This is a genomic window from Nonomuraea sp. NPDC001831 (assembly GCF_042892035.1).
Lineage (GTDB): Bacteria > Actinomycetota > Actinomycetes > Streptosporangiales > Streptosporangiaceae > Nonomuraea.
The window spans coordinates 312,506-331,304 of sequence record NZ_JBIATU010000001.1; the positions used below are offsets into that span (position 1 = coordinate 312,506).

The following is an 18,799-nucleotide window of genomic DNA, read 5'->3' on the forward strand; positions in this document are numbered from 1 at the left end:
CACGCTCAAGGGCGCGCTCCCGCGACTGAGAGCGCGGGTCACTTCAGCGCGCCCGCCGTCATGCCCGCCTGGATCCGGCCCTGGAGGAGGGCGTAGACGATGAGGATCGGCGCCATGGCGATCGTCAGGCCCGCGAACAGCCCCGACCGGTCACCGGCGTAACCCTGCTCGACCGCCAGGTTGGCCAGCCCCTGCGACAGGACGAACTTGTCGTCGTCGCTGACCAGGACCAGGGGGATCAGGTACTGGTTCCACTGGCCGATGAAGTTGAAGATCCCGACGCTGATGAGCCCCGGCCGGGCCAGCGGCAACATGACCCGGAAGAAGATGCGCGCCTCGCCGCACCCGTCGAGCTTGGCGGCCTCGGCGACCTCCTCGGGCAGCGTCCGGAAGAAGGCCACCAGGAAGAACATCGAGAACGGCAGCGAGTACGCCGTGTACACGAGGATGAGCCCGGCCAGCGAGTTGCCGAGCCCGAGGTTCTGGACGACGAAGAACAGCGGGACCAGCGCCATGAAGACGGGGAAGGTCATCCCGGCGATGAAGAAGTAGTACAGGGCGTTCTTGAGCCGGAACTCGAAGCGGGCGAAGATGTAGGCGCCCATGGACGACAGCAGCAGCGTCAGCGCGACGCCGCCGCCGACCACGACGACCGTGTTGCCGAAGTACGTCCCGATCGAGGCGGTCTCCCAGGCGCGGGCGAAGTTCTCCCAGCGCAGGGCTCCGGGCAGCGACCACGCGTCCGCGACGATCTCGGGATCGGACTTGAAGGCGCTGACGACCGCCCAGACCAGCGGCAGGATCGACACCACGGCCCACAGGACGAGGAACGCCTGCGCGACGGCGACCGTCGGGCCGACGGAACCGCGCCGCCCGGACCGGGGCCCGCGCGGGGCCGCGGCCGTCCGCCCGCTCACCCGCTCATGCGTGGCGATGGCCATCAGAATTCGATCCTCTCTCGGCGGGTCGCGGAAAGCGTGAACGCGGACAGGGCCAGGGTGACGCCGAAGAGCACGACGCCCATCGCCGAGGCGTAGCCGAACCGGCCGTAGGAGAACGCGTTCTGGTAGAGGTAGAACGAGCCGACCTGGGTGGAGTCGTTCGGCCCGCCGCCGGTCATGATCTGCACGACGGCGAAGGCGTCAAGGGCGGCGATCCCCAGGTAGACGGCGGCCGTCCTGATGTTCTCCCAGATCAGCGGGATCGTGATGCGGAAGAAGACCTGCGTCCTGGAGGCGCCGTCGAGCACCGCGGCCTCCAGCAGCGAGGCGGGGATGGCCTTGATGCCGGCGGTGAACAGCACGACGTAGAAGCCGACGCCGTTCCAGACCAGCACGGCGAGCACGGCCCAGAAGGCCAGCCGTTCGTCGCCGAGCCACGACGGCTGCACCCCGCCGAGGCCGACGGCCCGCAGCGCGCCGTTGAGCAGGCCGTTGATCGGGTTGTAGACGTTCATCCACAACACGCCGATGATCGCGATCGACAACACGTACGGGAAGAAGTAGACGACGCGGTAGAAGGCGGCGCCCCTGACGCCCCGGATCTCCCCGCCCCGGGGGCCGCCCGCGACGTTGAGCATGAAGGCCAGGAACAACGCCAGCCCGATGGTGACGAGTGGCAGCGTCACCAGGAGGATCACGTTGTTGCCGAGGGCCTTCCAGAACACCGGGTCGCCGGCCAGTTCGGCGAAGTTGCCGAGCCCGACGAAGCCGAGCTCGGCCGACAGGCCCCGCCAGTCGGTCAGGGCGATGTAGAACGCCTGGACGTAGGGCGAGGCCACGAACACCGTGTAGAGGAGGACGGGCGCGGCCAGGAAGCCGATGATGATGCGGCTCTGGTGCCGGTTGCGCATGGATCGTCCGCCTCAGCGCCGGGCCGCGTCGGTGAGGCGCTGGGCCTCCGTGGCGAGCTGGGCGGCCTTGACGTCGCCGTTCATGAAGCGGCCCATCACCTTGGCGATGTCGTTCCACAGGCGGCTGTTGCGGGTGTCGAGCTTGACCCCGAAGACGTTGTCGCCGGCCTCGGCCAGCGCGGCGTTGATCGACACGAGCCCGTGCTTGGCGTCCCCGGGCAGCTCGGCCCTGCGGTTGGCCGACAGGGTGCCGGCCTGGGCGATGAAGCCGGCGGCGCTGTCGTCGGCCAGCATCGCCCGCAGGAACTCCAGGCCGCCGGCGGTGTTGGCGGCGTCGCGCGGGATGACGTACGGCTCGCCCGCCTTGGCGCACAGCGCGCCGAACGGCCGGTCGTCGGCGGCGGTGATCGACGGGACCCGGCAGATCGACATGTCGAAGCCGGCCGGGACGCTGTCGCCCATCTCCTTCTCCAGCCACGAACCGCCCGGCACGAACCCGGCCTTGCCCTGGAGGAACTGCATCTGGGCGTCGGTGTGGTTGAGCCCGGAGCTGCCCTTCAGCACCCAGCCGTTGGCGGGGACGGCCTCGAACGCCTTCAGCGCGGCCACGGCCCGCTCGTCGGTCCAGGCGTCCTTCTCCATGTTGTTGATCTTCTCGACGACCTCCTTGCCGGCCACCTTGTAGATCATCGAAGCGAGCCACCAGAACATGTAGTACGGGAACTGGCCGGGGTAGACCCAGGGCGCGATGCCCGCGGTGGCCATCTTCTCGCACAGGTCGAGGTAGGCGTCCCAGGTCTGGGGGTAGGTCCAGCCCTTCTCCTTGAACAGCGACGAGCTGTGCCACGCGCCGTAGGCGCCGTAGGAGATGTTGAGCACCAGGAACTCGCCGCCGTGCGTGCCCACCTCGACCACGCCGGGCCGCAGGGTGTCGGCCACGGTCACGTCTGGAGCGCTCCACGAGGGGGCCGCCAGCAGCGGCGCGAGCGGCAGGAGAGCCTTGTCGCCGACGAGCGCGCCGTAGTCGATGGCGTTGGAGCCGGAGTTGTTCACCACGTCCGGCGGGTTCTTGGCGACGAAGCGGGGCTGCAGACTCTGCTGGATCTGCTGGGTCGCCGACTGCTTGATGTCCGCCTGGGGGTGCTTGCTGCGGTACAGCTCGATCGGGCGCTTGATGTAGGTCTGGCCGTAGCCGCCGTCGAAGACGACGATCTCCACGGGCGCGTCTGACGCGACCCCGAACGGGTTGCCCGCGACGGCGCGTCCCGTCGGGGTCGCGGCGGGGGCCTGGCGCCCGCCCGGCGTGGCGCACGCGGCCAGCGCGCCCGCCACCGGGGCCAGGGTCATGAACGCCAGGACCGAACGGCGGGTCGGGCTGGGCTGCGACGGACGGTCGTTCATTCGGTACACCTCCACAGGAATCGTGCTCCTTTGACGATCCTGAGTAAGGTAAGCTACCTTACTAACATGGCTACAGCAACAGGCAGTTCTTCCGCTCCACCGTGGAACTCCTTCGATCAGGCGTTCCGCGGCCAGCCCGAGGCTCTGACGGCCCTCGCCGCCGCCCTGCCGGAGCAGCTCGGCCGCCATGGGGGCGCCGTCGCCGACCGCCTGGTCGTGTTCGGGATCGGGGCCAGCAGGGCCGCCGCCCACGTGCTGGTGGCGGGGCTGACCGCCCGCGGCGTCCCGTGCGAGCAGCTGACCGGGGCCGACTTCACCGCGGCCCAGGTCCGGCCGGGGACGACGTACCTGGGGGTCTCCCAGTCGGGCCGCAGCGTGGAGATCGTGCGCGCCCTGTCGGCGGTGCCCGAGCGGTCGCGTATGAGCGTCGTCAACCGGGCGCCCTCGCCCGTGGCCGACCTGACGCCGCGGCGCCTGTGGCTGGGCGGCGTCGCCGACTCCCGGGTGTCCACCGTCGGCTTCACCGCGACCGCGCTGGCCATGGCCATGCTGGCCGGGCACCTGACCGGCGACCTCGACGCCGGGCGCTGGGCCGCCTTCGGGCCGCGGCTGGCCGAGGTGATCGACCGGCGGCGCGCGGACGCCGCCCGCATCGCCGCCGACGTGCTGGCGGCCGGTCACGCCGACCTGATCTCCTCGGGGGCCGGGATGGCCGCGGCCGAGGGCGGGGCCCTGCTGCTCCGCGAGGGCGCCGCGGTGCCCGCCGCGAGCTTCGACACCCGCTCGTACCTGCACGGATTCATGGACAGCGCGCGGCCGGGCAGCGTCCACCTGATCGTCCACCGCGGCGGCGAGGCGCTGCTGGCCCGGCAGCTGGCCGACCACGGCGCCACCGTGCACCTCCTCGGCGCCGAGCCGGTCGCCTACGACGGGACCGGCCCGCTCCACCAGATCCACCTGCCCGGCATGACGGACGCCGAGCTCGCCGTCGCCGCCACCGTCATCTGGCAGATGGTCGTCCAGGAGGCGTGCGCGGCCACCGGCCGCCGCCCCGAGGACCCGGTGTTCACCCGCATCGACACGAAGGTCGGGACCGCCGCGTGAGCACGGTCGACCGGCCGCGCCGCGCCGTCGCGGGCCTCGACATCGGCGGCTCCTACCTCCGCGTCCACATCGAGGACGCCGACACCGGCGACAGGCTCGCCGCCGAGACCAGGACCAATCCGACCTGGGGCGCCCTGCCGATCACCGGCCGGGCCCGGCTGATCGGCCAGGCCCTGCGCCAGGTCACGCCGGCGGACGTCGTCCTGGTCGCGGTCGGCGTGGGCGCCCGCGGCTGCGACTCCGACGCGCTGGTACGGGAGCTGCGCGCCGCCGTCTCCGCCGAGCTCGGCCCCGGCGTCGCCGTCGCGGTCTGCAACGACGCCCTGCTGGTCGGCCTGGCCGCCGGGCGCGAACACGCGCTGTCGGTGATCGCCGGCACCGGCGCCGTCGTCGGCGGCAGGACCGCCGACGGCACGATGGTCCTCACCGACGGATGGGGCTGGATGCTCGGCGACCACGGGAGCGCGCCGCGCATCGTCCTCGACGCCCTGCGCGCCTACACCGAACGTCTCGACCAGGGCGGCAGCGACCCCGTGCTGCGGCCCTTCGTGACCGGGGCCTTCGCCCTCACCGAGGACCGCCGTCTGCCCGCCGCGCTCAAACGCTCGTACGAGAGCCTGGGCGACCTGGCGGCGGGCGTCTTCGCGTGCGCCGACGCCGGCTCGCCCTGCGCCCGGCAGGCCGTGTCCGAGAACGCCTCGCGCCTGGCCGGCAACGTCGCGGCCGCGCTGCGCCTCGGCGTACGGGCCGACGCCGTGGTCGGGGCGGGTGCGATCATGGTCAAGCAGCCCGCCTTCCGGACCGCCTTCGCCGCGGGGCTCACCGCCCAGAAGGTGTCCCTGCCGCTGTCGGTCCTCGACGCCGAACCGGTCCTCGGGGCCGTCCGGCTCGCCCGCCTGGCACCGCTGAACGAACAGGAGCAACCCGCGTGAACGCCCACCTGCGAGAACTCGCCCTCGGCACCGTGCTGCCGGCCTTCGAGGGGACCACCGCCCCGGCGTGGCTGCTCGACCGGCTGCGGGAAGGGCTCGGCGGCGTCGTCCTGTTCGGCCGCAACATCGTCTCGCGCGAGCAGGTGGCGGCGCTGGTCCGGCAGATCCTGGACGCCCGCCCCACCGCCGTCGTGGCCATCGACGAGGAGGGCGGCGACGTCACCCGCATCCACCACGACGAGGGCAGCCCCTACCCCGGCAACCGGGTGCTGTGCGAGAACGACGACCTGGCGGCCACCCGCGCCGTGGGCCGCGGCATCGGCCTCGAACTGCGCGAACTCGGCGTCAACTACAACCTCGCGCCCATCGGCGACTACGTGACCGACCCGCTCAGCCCGCTCACCACCCGCTCCTACGGCCGTACCCCGGAGCTCAACGCCGAGCACGCCGCCGCCTGGATCGAGGGCCTGCAGAGCGCGGGCGTGGCCGCCTGCCTGAAGCACTACCCGGGGCTCGGCGGATCGCTGCTGGACTCGCACCTGTCGCTCGGCCGGGTGACCGCCGGGCGCGCCGCGTTCGAGTCGGAGCACCTGCGCACCTTCACCCGGGCCGCCGAAGCCGGGGTGGCGTCCATGATGACCGCCCACGTCGTGGTCGAATGCCTCGACCCCGGAGCGCCCACGACCCTGAGCCCGGCCGTGATCGACGGCCTGCTGCGCGAGCGGATCGGCTACGACGGCGTCGTCATCTCCGACGCGCTGGAGATGCACGGCGTGCTCAACCACGCCTCCTCGCTGCCGGCCGCCGCCGTGGGCGCGCTGCGGGCCGGCGTCGACGCGCTGTGCCTCGGCGCCGACCAGTTCGAGGAGGCGACCCGGGCGGTCGTCGAGGCGATCGTGGCCGCGGCCGAATCCGGCGAGCTGAGCGTCGAGCGGCTGGAGGAGGCCAACCGGCGTGTCCGCGCGATGGCCCGCGCGTACCCGGGCGTGCCCGGCTCGGCCGACACGGCGGCCGACACGGCGGCCGAGCGGGCGGCCGGCCTACGGGCGGCGTGGGGAGCGACCGTCGTCGAGGGGGACGTCTCGCTCGGCGGGGGACGCGTCCACGTGCTGACCTTCGACGACCGCACGTCCATCGCCGCGGGTCCCGTCCCCTGGGGGATCGGGCCCGAGCTGCGCGCGGCCGGCGTCGAGTTCGCCGACCACGTCCTGACCCCGCCGATCGAGCACCTTCCCGATCTCCCGGAGCTCGCCGCCTCCGATATCGTGATCGCCGTGGTACGGGATCTGCCCCGCCATCCCGGCAGCGCGGCCGTCTTCGAACGCCTGCGCGCGCCCCGGCTGGTCGTCGTCGACATGGGATATCCGGGCACGCCCTACCCGCGTGCCACCGGCGTGATCCGCACCTTCGGCGCGTCGCGGGCGAGCGCGGCCGCCGCGGTGCGCGCCCTCACCGTCGCGAAGGAGACCCCGGTTGGCTGACGACACCCGAGCCGCGGAACTGCCCCCGACCCAGCGGCACGTGCTGAGCCACACGCTGGGCCACGGCTCGACCACCCGGCCGCGGCTGCTCACGGCGACGGGCCTGTCCAAGCCGAGCGTCAACGACGCGGTCAGCTCCCTGGAGAAGGCCGGCTACCTGCGCCGCAACGGGCGGCACGTGCCGGCCACGGGCAAACCGGCCGTGGTGTTCGAGGCGGCTGGCGAGGTCGGCTGGGCGCTCGGCATCGACCTGGGCAGCTCGCACGTCGAGCTGATGGCCGTCGACCTCGCCGGGGCGGACACCGAGCACGTCTCCGTCGCCGAGCCCGGCCGTCCCGGCGCCGCCCGCCGGCGCGAGCCCACCGCGGCGATCATGGAGCGGGCGGCCGCGCAGCTCGCCGCCTGGTGCGCGGACCCGCGCCGCCGGGGCAGGCTGCGGGCCGTGACGATCGCGCTTCCGCAGATCATCGACGCCGGCCGCCGCCAGGTCACCGCCGCCGACGCCGGCCGCGAGCAGGGCGCGGTCGCCACGCTGCTCCACGCGCTCGCCGGCCACTACGACGGCCCGGTCCGGCTGGAGAACAACGTCAACTGCTCGGCGGTGGCCGAGATGCGGATCGGCGCGGGGGCCGACGTGCCGAGCCTCGCCTACCTGCAGCTCGGCGTCGGCGTCGGCGCCGGGATCATCAACGAGGGCCGCCTGGTGCGCGGCGCGCACGGCGCGGCGGGGGAGTTGTCGCGGTTGCCGTTCCCGTGGGCCGACGGCGCCGAGCAGACCTCGCGGCACGCCATGGAGGACCGCCTGGCGGCCTCCCGCCTGGTCGACTCCTACCGGTCCCGGGCGGCCGCGGCCGCCGACGCCGCCGACGCCGCCGACGCCTCCGTCGGCGAGGTGGTCCGGGCCATCCTGGCCGACGTCGCCGCGGGCTCGGCAGAGGCGAAGGCCGTCCTGGACGCGTACGTGCTGGACGTCGCCAGGGCGTGCGCGGCGCTCGCGGCCGTCGTCGACCCCGACCTCGTGGTCATCGGCGGAGAGATCGGGGACGCCCCCGAGGTCGTCGCGGCGGTGCAGGCCGCGGTCCGGCCGCTGCACGAGTTCGTGGCGGTGTCCGGCAGCGTCGTCGGCGCGCTGGCCACCACGCTCGGCGCGGCCGTCCTCAGCCTGGAACAGGCGCACGGCCAGCTCCTCGGCGAGTACGCCGGGCACGCCGCGCCCGCCGTCGACCGCCTCGCCCCACCTGCGGGAGACCGCCCGACCGGATGATCAGCCGGGCCGCGGCGGCCTCGCCGGAGCGGGCTTCCGGTGTCAGGCCGGCGGCACGTGGTCGCACTGCGACGCGACCACGGTGCCGTTGACGTACGCGGGCCTCGGGCACAGGAACGTCTTGGGAGGCGAGGACACCCCGGACGGGAACGTGACGTAGGCCGGTTCCGGGCTCGACGCCGGTCCCGTGCAGGGGCCGGCGAGGATGTCGATCCCGCCGCGGTAGGGGTTGAGCGACCAGAAGCCCTGGGTGCAGTCGTACACACGTTCCTGGGCCGCGGCCGCCGTCGCGGGCAGGAGCGCTGCCGCGACGAGGGCGAGGACGAGCGTTCGGGCGTGGCGCATGATGCTTTCCCTTCTGAGTCCTGAGGGTTACCGGACGAAGCGGCCCGGGCCGGCGCCCGAGGAGCCGTTGGCGTGGGCGGCTGGGGTCGCCAGGAGGGGCGCCGCGAGCACTGCGGCGGCGATGACAGAACCTTTGAGCGGACGCACGATGCTCCCTTCAAGGAGACGGTTCCGCTCAAGAAACTAGGCAGCCCGGCCAGGGGCTGCCCAGAGGCATCTGTCACCGGTTCGTGTGCGCTTCTCCCAGATCTGACGGGGTCCTTGCCCGGCGCCCGGCACGTCCTTGGACGAGCACCCTCCGGCCGTCCACCCGGTGCGCCGCAGTGACCATGCCCCGGCCGATGGGGGTGCAGGATCGGTGTCGGTAACGACAGCCGCCGCCGGCCCGAAGAAGATCCTGAGGTCAATGGGACGCCGGTGAACGGGCATGATGCGAAGGAGACGTCAGGGTGGGTTTCTCGTTCAAGGTCATGCCGGGAGTACGCCTCAGGGTCAGCAGTCGCGGCCTGAGAGCCGGGATCGGACCCAGCTTCGCGCGGATGCATGTGGGAGCCGGCCGTACCGGGCTTTCTTCCTCGGTGGGGCCGATGAGCTTCTACACCAGCCTCGGCGGGGGACGCCGACATGCCACGACCGGGCGCCGTCCCACGGCCGGTAGCCTGCAGCGGCAGCTGGCCCAGGCACAGCGCGCCGCCGCGCAGGCAGAGAAGGCCGCCGAAGCCGAACGGCTGGCGGGCGTCTTCCTGCAGATCCTCGACCTGCACCGGGCCGAGTTCCCGCCCGCGCAACCCCCCATCGCCGCACCTGTCCCGTCGCCGGACCTCGCGGCCTTTCTGGCCCCTCGGGAGCAGCAGGAGCTGGCGGGAATCGGCGTGTTTCAGCGCAGGGCCCGTACCGAGGCCAAGCAGCGTGCGCGGCAGACCGCCGAGGCCGACATGCGGAACTGGTGGACGCAGGCCAACGTCGAGCGTGACCGGTACCAGTGGGAGCTCAACCGTCAGTGGCAGCGCCTGTGCGGGAACGATCCAGAGATGGTCCTGCCGGTTCTGGCGGAGGCGTTCGAGGACAACGAAGCGCCTGCGGCGCCCGTGGCGCTGAACGGCTCGGAGGTGTCCGTGGTGATCCTTGCGCCGGGGGCGGACTTCGTGCCTGAGCGTTTCCCCTCCCGTACCGCTGCAGGCAACCTCTCGCTGAAGAAGCTCACCAAGACGGAGCGCGCGAGCTACTACACCCTGGCCTTGTGCGGATACCTGCTGGTCACACTGCGCGAGGCGTTCGCCGTGGCCCCTGGCCTCAGCGCCGCGCGCGCTGTGGTGCTGCGCACCGATCGCATAGACGCGTACGGCCGGACGCAGGTCAGCTGCATGCTCGCGGGACGCTTCGAGCGGCGCTCGTTCGATGGCGTGCGATGGGACGCCGTAGACGCGGCCACCGTGGTCAACGACACCGGTGTCAACCTGATGATCAACCAGAAGGGTGCCGCCAAGGAGCCGCAGCCGCTCGATCTTCGTTTCGAGCCCGAGCTACAGGCATTGGTGAACGCGGTCGACATCACCGAACTGACCGCTCGCTGATTCGCCTCCCGGGAGCTGGACCATCGCCACCCACTTCCTGCGGCCTCGGCGATCGGACGCGCTGTAGGCTGAGCGCGCCCAGCCGGCCGGCACCTCAGGCGGTGCTTGCCGAGCAATGCGAGATCCGGCCCCTCCCTCGGCGCCGGAGCCGCGCGCTGGCCAGGCGGGGCCTCCGTCGGGGCGTCGGTGGGCTCTCGGGGATACTGATCTTCATGGCTACCGATCCGGTCCCGCGTGAGGTCAGGTTCGTCAGCGACGAGGTGGAGCTGGCGGGGACGATGGCGGTTCCCGATCGTGGCGAAGTGGCTCACGGGGTGGTGATGGTCGGTGGGTCCGGGGCGTCGGACAGGGACAACGACACGTACTTCCCGCCCCTTCGCCGGCACCTGGTGGAGGCCGGCATCGCCGTACTGTCCTACGACAAGCGGGGCGTCGGCTCGTCCACCGGTGAATGGCGGGATGCGACCCTGGACGACCTGGCCGGCGACGCCCTCGCTGCACTGCGGTTCCTTCGCGCGCAACCTGGCATGCGGACCGGCGAGGTGGGACTGTTCGGGCACAGCGAGGGCGGCTGGGTCGTCCTGCGCGCCGCCGCCAGAGCCGGCGCGCCATGGGTGATCACCAACAGCTGCCCGGGGATGACTCCGGCGGCTCAGGACCGGCACGCGTTGGCCAACGCCCTGCGGCGGAGCGCGGCGACTACGCGGCTGGCCGAGGGCGTGCTGACCTGGTACGACCGGCTCGTCGACGCAGGCCGGAACGATCTCGGCTTCGCCGAGGTGGCCTCGCTCTTCGACGAAGCACACCCGTTCACCGGCTTCTGGGGCGACATGGACGAGCGCCTCTGGGAGTTCCAGAAACGTAAGCAGGACCACGATCCCGTCCCGGACGCGCTGCGCCTGCGCTGTCCGCACCTGGCGATCTTCGGCGGCGCCGACGAGCTGGTCCCCGTCGCCGACAGTGTCCGGCTGTTCGGCGCTGCTGCCTGCCATCCTGATCGTGACCCGCGGGCGAGATTGACCGTGGAGGTGTTCCCCGGCGCCGACCACCGGATCCGGACGAACGGTGGCACGAGTACGGCGCCTGGCCATCTCGACACCTTGACCAGGTGGATCAAGGACAGAAACAGTCGCCTGGGCCCGCAATAGGGGGACCTTGTCGCCGGCCGCTCGTTTCCCGGTTACAACGCTAGCGATCCTGTCTCGCGGGTCCAAGGCGGCCGACCTGATAGGGCTCAAGGTCGGTGAGTGGCTCGGCTGACCGGAAACGTGTGCGTTCACTGGCCGGAAACCGAGCCTGGTCGGGATCGAGGAGATCAATGAGCTCGACCAGTTGATGCTGCATCCGCACAAGCCGCTCCGTCGCCCCGTCCGGAGAGTGCGCCGCGTTCTCGATGTGCCGGAACAGCTCCTGAGTCCAGTCCCGGAATTCGTCGTCGTCCTGGACCTTGCGGGTGAATTCGGCGTAGCCGCGACACCAGCGGTTTCCAGGGCTGCTGTCATCAGCGATCATGAGCTCACCGATGGCCCGCTGGTCGGCTCGGAACAGCCGGTAGTCCGTCCCCGGGATGCGGGCGGTGCTCAGCGTGCGGCTGATGCTCGCGAGGCAGAGCAGCACTCCGCGGTTACGGCGGTTCTTGCCGAGGTCCAGGAATCGGATGTCCCGCCGCAAGATCTCGGCCCATCCGAGGTATTCCGCGAAGACATATGCGGTGCTGAACCGAGCGTATCTCGCTTCGCGTTCGCTTCCGTCAAGCATGAGCGCCTGCATGAAGCCGGCACCTGCAGCACGGTCGGCCTGGTGGCCGAAGAGGATGTTGTAGATCCTGCTCTGCAGATCAAAGGCGACCCACAGCAGGGAGTCTCGATAGCGGGTCATGTAGTCCAGACGCTCGACGTTCTTCAGACGAGACTGCCACCAGAAGCCGATGCCCGCCGTCGAGACCGCCCCCAGCACCGCGATGACAGCCGATATCAGACTGACCATGTGCCTCATCCTCGGGAAGAGAATCCGCGCCTGCCTCGTGCGCTGCCAGGATCCCCTGCACACCGTGGACCTTCAATGGTTGTTCCGGTGAGAGTGCGCTCCGCGAGTTGACGGGCTCCCAGGCGGTGTTCCGTCGCCCCGCAGCTCATCCGGCTGCATCCCCGGACCTCACCGGCAGCTTTGTCACAGTCATCATGGACGGCCTTCGCCTGCGCCCTTCTTGATCGTGCACAGCCTGCTCGTCGCCCGGGACCGGCCGGCCGGGACGGCTGGTCCCGGCTCAGGCGTCCGTTCGTCAGAGGGGGCGGCGCGGGCCCGCCTGGGCGCGGATGGCGGTGGTCGCGGCGTTCAGTTCCTGTTCGTCCTTGATGGTGCGGTTCTCCTCGTACGTGACCCCGGGGGGCGGGGCGTCGTGGCCGAGCGGGTCGGCGTCCCAGAAGTTGCCCCGGTAGACGACGTTCTCCAGCGGCGGGCCCACGTGCAGCACCGCCGTGTTGTCGGCGCGCGCGACGACGTTCTCCTCCACCCGCACCCAGGAGGCGCCGTAGTCGGTGTAGAGCCCGAAGTTGTACGGCGTGCGGGTGTCCTCTATGACGTTGCCCAGCACCAGCGCCCCGTCGTCATGGGAACCGCCCTGCGGCCCCGACACGTACACGCCGCCGCCGTCGGCCAGCACCTGCATGGTGTCGACGGTCCGGTTGCGGACGATCCAGGTGCCCTCGCCGGGCCCGGCGGTGATCCCGCAGTGCGGCACGTCCCTGACCTCGTTGTGCGCGACGACGCACCCGGACGTCCCCATCACCGCGATGCCCGGCGAACCCGGATATTCGAGCCCGACGCCGCGTACCAGGTTGTCCTCGATCACGGTGCCCCGGCTGCCCGTCACCACGACGGCCCCCGCCGAGAGCGTGTCGAAGTCACAGCCGCGCACGACGTGCCCCTCGCCGCCGGACACCCCCAGCCCGGACGCCCCCAGCCGGGTGAACCGGCACCCCTCGAGCACCACGTCCGAGCAGTCCTCGAACGTGACGCAGGCGGGAATCGTCACGGAAGCCGTGGGATACGTCACGGACGCCCCCTCGCCCAGCTCCGCCACGCCGACGCCGCCGCCCTCGTAGAAGCCGCTGCCGTGATAGTGCACGAAGCCTTCGGGGCGGCTCGGGCGCAACCAGGTCGCCTCGGCGAACGTCAGCCCGCGGAAGGTCACCCGCCGCGCACCGGACCCGCGTACCAGGGTCTCCAGCGACGGGGCGACCACCCGCGTACGGGCCGGGTCCTCGCCGGGGCGGGGCAGGTAGCGCAGCACATGGTGGCCCGGCCGTGAGCGGTCGAGCACGAACGTGCCCGGCTCGCGCAGGAAGCTCGGGTCGTTCTCGATCCTGGTGGGCAGGCCGGGCCCGGCGGAGGTGGTGCCCTCCCAGGTGGAGTTGTACAGCTCGGCGGCCCATCCGAAGGCGGGCGTCGCCATGGTGATCACGGTCCGGTCGCCGTCCTGGGCGACGTCCGCGACGGGCAGGCGGCCCTCGGTCCACGGGTACACGCCGCGGTGGACGAACTCCACGTCGCGCGGGCTGGTCCAGGCCAGCGGCGCGGCGCTGTCGGTGACGTAGCCGGTGGCGGTCGCGGCCGGGGACGAACCGGGCAGCCCCTCGATCGCGGCCCGGGCGGCGCGGCGGCCGTCCACGTAGAGCTGGCGGGTCTCCAGGTCGCCGACGTCGGCCAGCCAGACGCCGTCGCGCACCTGCCAGACGGTGATCGTCCGGCCACCGCTCAGCACGGCGTCCTCCTGGTCGGGGGTGCCGTGGCCGTAGGCCTGGTAGACGGTGCCCGAGTCGGCCTCGGTGAGCTCCAGAGGCTCGCCCAGCACGTGGACGCCGCCCCTGAGATGGACGACGGACTCCCCGCCGGACCCCCTGGCGGCTTCCCGGGCGCGTCGGACGGTGGCGAAGGGGCGGTCGAGGGAGCCGGGCCAGGAGTCGTCCCCGCCGGGTGCGACATGGAAGTGGAACACAGGTTTCCCCTTTGCTGTTTATGGCGTACACGGAGTAATACACCATAAACGAGGGAGGCGCCAATGACGCGAGGTGCGGCGGGGGACCCGGACCACGGGCTCGAGCTGTTGTGGCGGGACGCGGAACGGGAGCCGCGGCCCGGCCTCAGCCTGGGCCGGATCGTGCGGGCCGCGGTCGAGCTGGCCGACGCCGAGGGCCTGGAGGGGTTGTCGATGCGCAAGGTCGCCGACCGGCTGGGCTTCACGACCATGTCCCTCTACCGCCACGTACCCGGCCGCGACCAGCTCGTGGAGCTGATGCGCGACGAGGTGCTGGGCGAAGCCCTCGTCCCCGCGCCGGACGCCGGCTCGGACGCCGGCTCGGACGCCGGCTCGGACGCCGGCTCGGACGCCGGCTCGGACGCCGGCTCGGACGCCGGCTCGGACGCCGGCCCGGACGCCGGATCGGACGCCAGTGTCGGGTGGCGGGGGCGGCTGGAGGAGGCGGCGCGCCGGGCGTGGGAGCTTCGCATGCGCCACCCGTGGCTGGCCGAGGTGCGCGGCTCCCGCCACCTGCCGGGCCCGAATGCGGTCGCCCACTACGACCACATGCTCGGCGCGCTGACCGGCACCGCGCTGCGGCCGTCCGAGGTGGTCGCGGTGGTCGGCCTGCTCGGCCGGTTCGTGGACGCCGAGGCGCTGCTCCTGTCCGAGACCCGGCGCGAGGAACGCCGCAGCGGCGTGTCCGAGCAGGAGTGGTGGGGCGCCCGCGACTCCCTTTACCAACGCCTCGACCGCTTTCCCGCCCTCTCGCGCCTGTGGGAGACGGGCGGCTGGGACGACCCGGAGGACTCCTTCACGTTCGGCCTGCGCCGCCTCCTGGACGGCGTCGAGGTGCTGATCCGAGAGCGTGACGAAAGCCGTGACGAAAGATGCCCCGAGTGTGGCGCCCCGCTGGAAACCGCCCCCTCGGGTCGCCCGCGCGTCTACTGCTCGCGGGCCTGCCAGCAACGCGCCTACCGCAAGCGCAGGTCGGCCGACTGACCCGACCCGGCGGCCCTGTGCGGTGCCTCGATGATCGTCTCCGGAGGCTCTCAGCCGATCAGGTTGTAGGCGGCGGCCACACTCAGATAGGCGAGCGCGGCGAGGACCACGACGGTGCAGTGGATCCGCCCGGCCAGGGTCCACCAGCCCTTGGCCCAGGCCAGCCCGGCGGTGACCAGCGTCACGCCGGCCCCGGCCGCGGCCAGCCCGGGCAGCGTGGTGATGGTCGTGAACAACGGGCTGCCGCCCAGGAAGAACTCGGCCTGGTTGGCGTCGAAGTCGGCGAACATCGCCACGAGGGATCCGGCGGAGGCCGTGACGAGCACCGCCGTGATCCACGCGGGCAGCCCGGCCAGGCGCGGCCCGCGAACCGTCCGCCCGTGAACCGTCCGCCCGCGAACCGTCCGTCCGTGAACCGTCCGTCCGTGAACCGTCCGCCCGTGAACCGTCCGCCCGTGAACCGTCCGCCCGTGAACCGTCCGCAGGGGCGCCGTCCGCCCGGCTCCGGCGGCAGCCCCGAAAGCACCCGCGGGCGCGGATCCGTCGCCGGACCCGCCGGACCCGCCGGACCCGCCGGGCCTGCGGCGGCGCCGCGCGAGGCGTACGGCATGCAAGAGGGGTCCGCCCACAGCCGACAGCAGCAGCACGGTCAGGCTCACGCCGAGCACGCCGAGATGCAACGTGGGCGACTGGTACCAGGCCAGGCGCTCCAGCGGCCCCGCCGGGTTCTCCGTGGCCAGCAGGCCGTCAGGCCGGAACTGGATGGTGCGGTAGCCGTTCTTCTCACGGAACAGGGCGGGGGCGATCTGCGTCCACTGGCGGCTCTCGGTGCGGCCGAGCGCGACCGCGCCGGTGGTGGTCAGGAGGCCGTCGCCGCCCGCGCTGACCGTCACGGTGCTGGTGAGCGAGCTCAGCTTGCCCAGGTCGGTCATGTCGGCGGCCAGGACCGTACGGTAGGTGCCGGTGTACTGGGCGACGTCGGGCAGCGGGCCCGGCGTGCCGTCCGCCGGGGCGGGAGCCGGGGCGAAGCGGTCGGCGAAGGCGTTGACCAGGGACCAGGCGGAGTCGGGGCCGCCCTTGCCGATGCCGTTGTAGGAGGCGTAGACGCCGATGCCCCGGTCGGGGATCAGCGCCATGATCGCGAAGTAGCCGGGAATGTTGCCCCGGTGCACCAGCAGGCGCCGGCCGTTCCTGGTGTACTCCTGGAAGCCGTACCCCATGCCGGCGGTGCCCTCGGCGTTGCCGAAGCGGCGGCTCTGCATGAGCCGCACGCTGTCCGGCCGGAGTATCCCGCCGCCGCCGGTCAGCTGGGCCAGCATGAACGTGGCCATGTCGGTGGCGGTGGAGCGGAAGCCGGCTCCGTGCGGCGGCATGTGCCCGTATTTCGCCCCTTCGGCCCGGACCTGGTGGCCGTCCTGGAGACGGTAACCGGGGGCGAGCGCCTGGGCGACGGGGCCGGGCTCGGGCTGGGTCATGCTGGAGTGGGTCATGCCGAGCGGGCGGAAGATGTTCTCCTGCACGTACTGGTGGAAGGGCAGGCCCGAGCGCACCTCGACCAGGTAGCCGGCCAGGCCCATCCCGTAGTTGGAGTAGACGGCCCTGGCGCCGGGCGGCCGGATGCGGGGCGGCTGGTGGTCGGCGAGGTGGGCGCCGAGCGGGTGCACCTCACGGGCGGTGGCCGCGCCGGTGCCGAAGTCACCGCCGGCGAACCCGGCGGTGTGGGTCAGCAGGTTCGCCATGGTGACCGGCCGTCCCGGGTAGGCGTCGTCGATCTTGAACGTGGTGAGGTACTGGTTGACGTCGGCGTTCAGGTCGATGCGGCCCCGTTCGACGAGCTGCATGACGGCGGTGGCGGTGATCAGCTTGGCCACCGACGCGGGGGCGAAGACGGTCCGCTCGGCGTCCACGGGACGGCCGGTCTCCACCTCGGCGACGCCGTACCCCTGGGCGAAGACCTGACGGCCGCCCGCCACGACGGCGATCGCCGCCCCCGGGATCTGGTGCTCCTTGAGCTGGCGGGGCACGTAGGCGTCGGCGAACTGCCGTACCGACCGTGCCGGATCGGCCGCCGTCGCGGCGGCCGGGGCGCTCACTGCGAGCAGCGGCGCGGCGACCGCCAGCGAGCACATGAGGGCACGCCAGCGGGATGATTTGCGTTCGAGCAGCATGAGCTGCTCTCCTTTCTGTGGGAGCACGTACGCGTCAAAGGCACGCCGTCACGGCGTGGTCGTGCGGTTCCGCCGTCCGGGGGTGAGTTGCCGCTCGCCCCCGGACCTGTGTCACGGGCTCGTCAGTCGACGCTGAGCAGGATCCTCTCCATCGCCGCGACCTTCTCCGTCAGCTCGCCCAGCCTGGCCTGCACCTCACCCTGCCGCTGCACGGCCTGCTCGGCCAGTTCGCGATATCTGGCCATCTCGGCCGTCAGCACGTCGGTGCGGTGCCGTTCGAACCGGAAGTAGAACGCCATGCAGGCCGTGATCGCGCCGAACAGAATCAGCACGACCACGATGGGGATCACGATGGAACCGATGTCGATCACTGCGGGGTCTCCTGCACCTGATGGGGTCCTTCCTCGTCGTCCGCGCGCAGAGCCGCGAGGACGGTGTCGATCGTCAGGGTGAGCTCGAAGGGCAGCAGCTCGATGTACTTCATCGCCTTGCCGTCCGCCGCCAGCTCCAGCCGCCCCTCGACCAGCCCCGCCTTCTCCAGCCGCTCCAGATGCATGTAGAGCAGCGCACGGGACACCTTGATCCGGCGGGCCAGCTCGCTGACGTGGACCCGGCCGCCGGCGAGCTCGGCGAGGATCTGCAACCTGAGCGGATGCCCGACCGCGCCGAGCAGGCGGAGCAACTCTTCGCTGGTCGGCATGTCGTCCTTGGAGGGTCTGTCTTGCACCTGTTAGTTCAGTCTTACAGGTGCAAGTGTACGCGTCAAACCGCTTCGCCGGGGCGCTTGCGCGCGGGTGGAGGATCCTCTACCGTCATCCCGACTAAACCAGTCGCTTATTAAGGAAAAGGGGCGGGGCCGGTGATCCGTGGTGTCGGGTTGCGGGCGGCGGGCGTGGTCCTGCTGGCCGCGATCTGGTGGGCGGTCGCGGCCTCCCACCTGTGGCCCGAGGTGTTCGTCCCCAGCCCGGGATCGGTGTGGGACCAGCTCTTCCTGACCTCCTCCGTGCACGACGGCCGGCGCGGCTACGGCGGCTACCTGCTGTCGGAGCACCTGCTGGCCAGCCTGCGCCGCATCCTGCTCGGCAGCCTGTACGGCATCGCCGGCGGCATCGCGCTCGGCCTGGTCGTCGGCCTGGTGCCCACCGTGCGCGCCCTGCTCAATCCGCTCATCACGTTCGTCCGCACGTTGCCGCCCCTGGCCTACTTCAGCCTGCTGATCATCTGGCTGGGCATCGACGAGCCGCCCAAGGTCTCGTTGTTGTTCGTGGCCGCGCTGCCGCCCGTCGCCGTGGCCACCGCCGACGCCGTGCGCGGGGTGCACGAGGACTACCTGTACGCGGCCAGGTCGCTGGGGGCCGGGCGCTGGCAACTTCCGTACCGGATCGTGCTGCCCTCGGCGCTGCCCGAGGTGATCACCGGCGTCCGGGTCGCGGTCGGGGTGGCCTACACCACGGTCGTGGCCGCGGAGACCGTCAACGGAGTGCCGGGCATCGGCGGGATGATCCGCGACGCCCAGCGCTACAACCAGACCGACGTCGTCGTGCTCGGGCTGCTCGTCATCGGCGCGTCCGGCCTGCTCATCGACACGCTCCTGCAACTCACCGAGCGCCTGCTCGTGCCCTGGCGCGGCAAGGCCTGACCCCCTGCGAAGGCATCAG

17 protein-coding genes are annotated in these 18,799 nt (G+C 72.0%); 8 read left to right on the forward strand and 9 right to left on the reverse strand.

Annotation, left to right across the window (positions count from 1 at the left end; genetic code table 11):
- Positions 1-38 precede the first annotated feature (38 nt).
- The 3 genes from ACFYYW_RS01420 to ngcE are packed head-to-tail and all read right to left on the reverse strand — an operon-like array spanning position 39 to position 3,253.
- On the reverse strand, positions 39-941 hold the full coding sequence (locus ACFYYW_RS01420) for a carbohydrate ABC transporter permease (RefSeq protein WP_387643665.1): 903 nt from the start codon (positions 939-941) through the stop codon (positions 39-41).
- On the reverse strand, positions 941-1,852 hold the full coding sequence (locus ACFYYW_RS01425) for a sugar ABC transporter permease (protein WP_357708169.1): 912 nt from the start codon (positions 1,850-1,852) through the stop codon (positions 941-943). Before ACFYYW_RS01425 ends, ACFYYW_RS01420 begins: the two co-directional genes overlap by 1 nt.
- Before the next feature lie 12 nt (positions 1,853-1,864).
- Positions 1,865-3,253: an N-acetylglucosamine/diacetylchitobiose ABC transporter substrate-binding protein gene (gene ngcE, locus ACFYYW_RS01430; RefSeq protein WP_387643669.1), complete on the reverse strand. Its 1,389-nt coding sequence runs from the start codon at positions 3,251-3,253 to the stop codon at positions 1,865-1,867.
- A gap of 66 nt (positions 3,254-3,319) precedes the next feature.
- Between ngcE and ACFYYW_RS01435 the strand changes: the two genes are divergently transcribed.
- From ACFYYW_RS01435 to ACFYYW_RS01450, 4 genes are read left to right on the forward strand one after another with little or no spacing between them, the layout of a single operon-like run.
- Complete coding sequence (locus ACFYYW_RS01435) at positions 3,320-4,357, forward strand: hypothetical protein (protein WP_387643672.1); 1,038 nt, start codon at positions 3,320-3,322, stop codon at positions 4,355-4,357.
- Positions 4,354-5,289 carry a BadF/BadG/BcrA/BcrD ATPase family protein gene (locus ACFYYW_RS01440; RefSeq protein WP_387643674.1) on the forward strand — a complete coding sequence of 312 codons (936 nt, stop codon included), beginning with the start codon at positions 4,354-4,356 and terminating at the stop codon, positions 5,287-5,289. The genes ACFYYW_RS01435 and ACFYYW_RS01440 overlap by 4 nt, the downstream gene beginning before the upstream one ends.
- Entirely contained in the window at positions 5,286-6,770 is a 1,485-nt protein-coding gene (locus tag ACFYYW_RS01445; RefSeq protein ID WP_387643677.1) for a glycoside hydrolase family 3 protein, read from the forward strand. Before ACFYYW_RS01440 ends, ACFYYW_RS01445 begins: the two co-directional genes overlap by 4 nt.
- Positions 6,763-8,034 carry an ROK family transcriptional regulator gene (locus ACFYYW_RS01450; RefSeq protein WP_387643679.1) on the forward strand — a complete coding sequence of 424 codons (1,272 nt, stop codon included), beginning with the start codon at positions 6,763-6,765 and terminating at the stop codon, positions 8,032-8,034. Before ACFYYW_RS01445 ends, ACFYYW_RS01450 begins: the two co-directional genes overlap by 8 nt.
- Positions 8,035-8,076: 42 nt before the next feature.
- Here ACFYYW_RS01450 and ACFYYW_RS01455 read toward each other — a convergent pair whose 3' ends face one another.
- Entirely contained in the window at positions 8,077-8,379 is a 303-nt protein-coding gene (locus ACFYYW_RS01455) for a hypothetical protein (protein ID WP_387643685.1), read from the reverse strand.
- A 449-nt stretch (positions 8,380-8,828) separates the two neighbouring features.
- Here ACFYYW_RS01455 and ACFYYW_RS01460 point away from each other — a divergent pair, with 449 nt between their 5' ends.
- Together ACFYYW_RS01460 and ACFYYW_RS01465 are read left to right on the forward strand one after the other, a co-directional pair.
- Positions 8,829-9,953: a hypothetical protein gene (locus ACFYYW_RS01460; protein ID WP_387643687.1), complete on the forward strand. Its 1,125-nt coding sequence runs from the start codon at positions 8,829-8,831 to the stop codon at positions 9,951-9,953.
- A 212-nt stretch (positions 9,954-10,165) separates the two neighbouring features.
- Positions 10,166-11,101, forward strand: coding sequence for an alpha/beta hydrolase family protein (locus tag ACFYYW_RS01465; RefSeq protein ID WP_387643690.1), 936 nt, complete (start codon positions 10,166-10,168; stop codon positions 11,099-11,101).
- A 40-nt stretch (positions 11,102-11,141) separates the two neighbouring features.
- Here the strand turns inward: ACFYYW_RS01465 and ACFYYW_RS01470 are convergent, their stop codons facing one another.
- The gene (locus ACFYYW_RS01470; RefSeq protein ID WP_387643692.1) at positions 11,142-11,939 is read right to left on the reverse strand and encodes a hypothetical protein; all 798 of its coding nucleotides are present in this window, start codon (positions 11,937-11,939) and stop codon (positions 11,142-11,144) included.
- A 295-nt stretch (positions 11,940-12,234) separates the two neighbouring features.
- Positions 12,235-13,950 (reverse strand): right-handed parallel beta-helix repeat-containing protein, encoded by a 1,716-nt coding sequence (locus ACFYYW_RS01475; RefSeq protein WP_387643695.1) that lies wholly within the window; start codon positions 13,948-13,950, stop codon positions 12,235-12,237.
- A gap of 63 nt (positions 13,951-14,013) precedes the next feature.
- Between ACFYYW_RS01475 and ACFYYW_RS01480 the strand changes: the two genes are divergently transcribed.
- Positions 14,014-14,973 carry a TetR/AcrR family transcriptional regulator C-terminal domain-containing protein gene (locus tag ACFYYW_RS01480; RefSeq protein WP_387643697.1) on the forward strand — a complete coding sequence of 320 codons (960 nt, stop codon included), beginning with the start codon at positions 14,014-14,016 and terminating at the stop codon, positions 14,971-14,973.
- A 50-nt stretch (positions 14,974-15,023) separates the two neighbouring features.
- Here the strand turns inward: ACFYYW_RS01480 and ACFYYW_RS01485 are convergent, their stop codons facing one another.
- From ACFYYW_RS01485 to ACFYYW_RS01495, 3 genes are all read right to left on the reverse strand, one after another.
- Positions 15,024-17,141, reverse strand: coding sequence for a serine hydrolase domain-containing protein (locus tag ACFYYW_RS01485; protein ID WP_387643700.1), 2,118 nt, complete (start codon positions 17,139-17,141; stop codon positions 15,024-15,026).
- Positions 17,142-17,263: 122 nt separating this feature from the next.
- A complete protein-coding gene (locus ACFYYW_RS01490; RefSeq protein ID WP_352326865.1) occupies positions 17,264-17,512 on the reverse strand; it encodes a hypothetical protein in 249 nt (82 codons plus the stop codon).
- Positions 17,509-17,841 (reverse strand): ArsR/SmtB family transcription factor, encoded by a 333-nt coding sequence (locus ACFYYW_RS01495; protein WP_387643703.1) that lies wholly within the window; start codon positions 17,839-17,841, stop codon positions 17,509-17,511. Before ACFYYW_RS01495 ends, ACFYYW_RS01490 begins: the two co-directional genes overlap by 4 nt.
- Before the next feature lie 159 nt (positions 17,842-18,000).
- Between ACFYYW_RS01495 and ACFYYW_RS01500 the strand changes: the two genes are divergently transcribed.
- On the forward strand, positions 18,001-18,780 hold the full coding sequence (locus tag ACFYYW_RS01500) for an ABC transporter permease (RefSeq protein ID WP_364416115.1): 780 nt from the start codon (positions 18,001-18,003) through the stop codon (positions 18,778-18,780).
- The last annotated feature ends 19 nt before the right edge of the window (positions 18,781-18,799 follow it).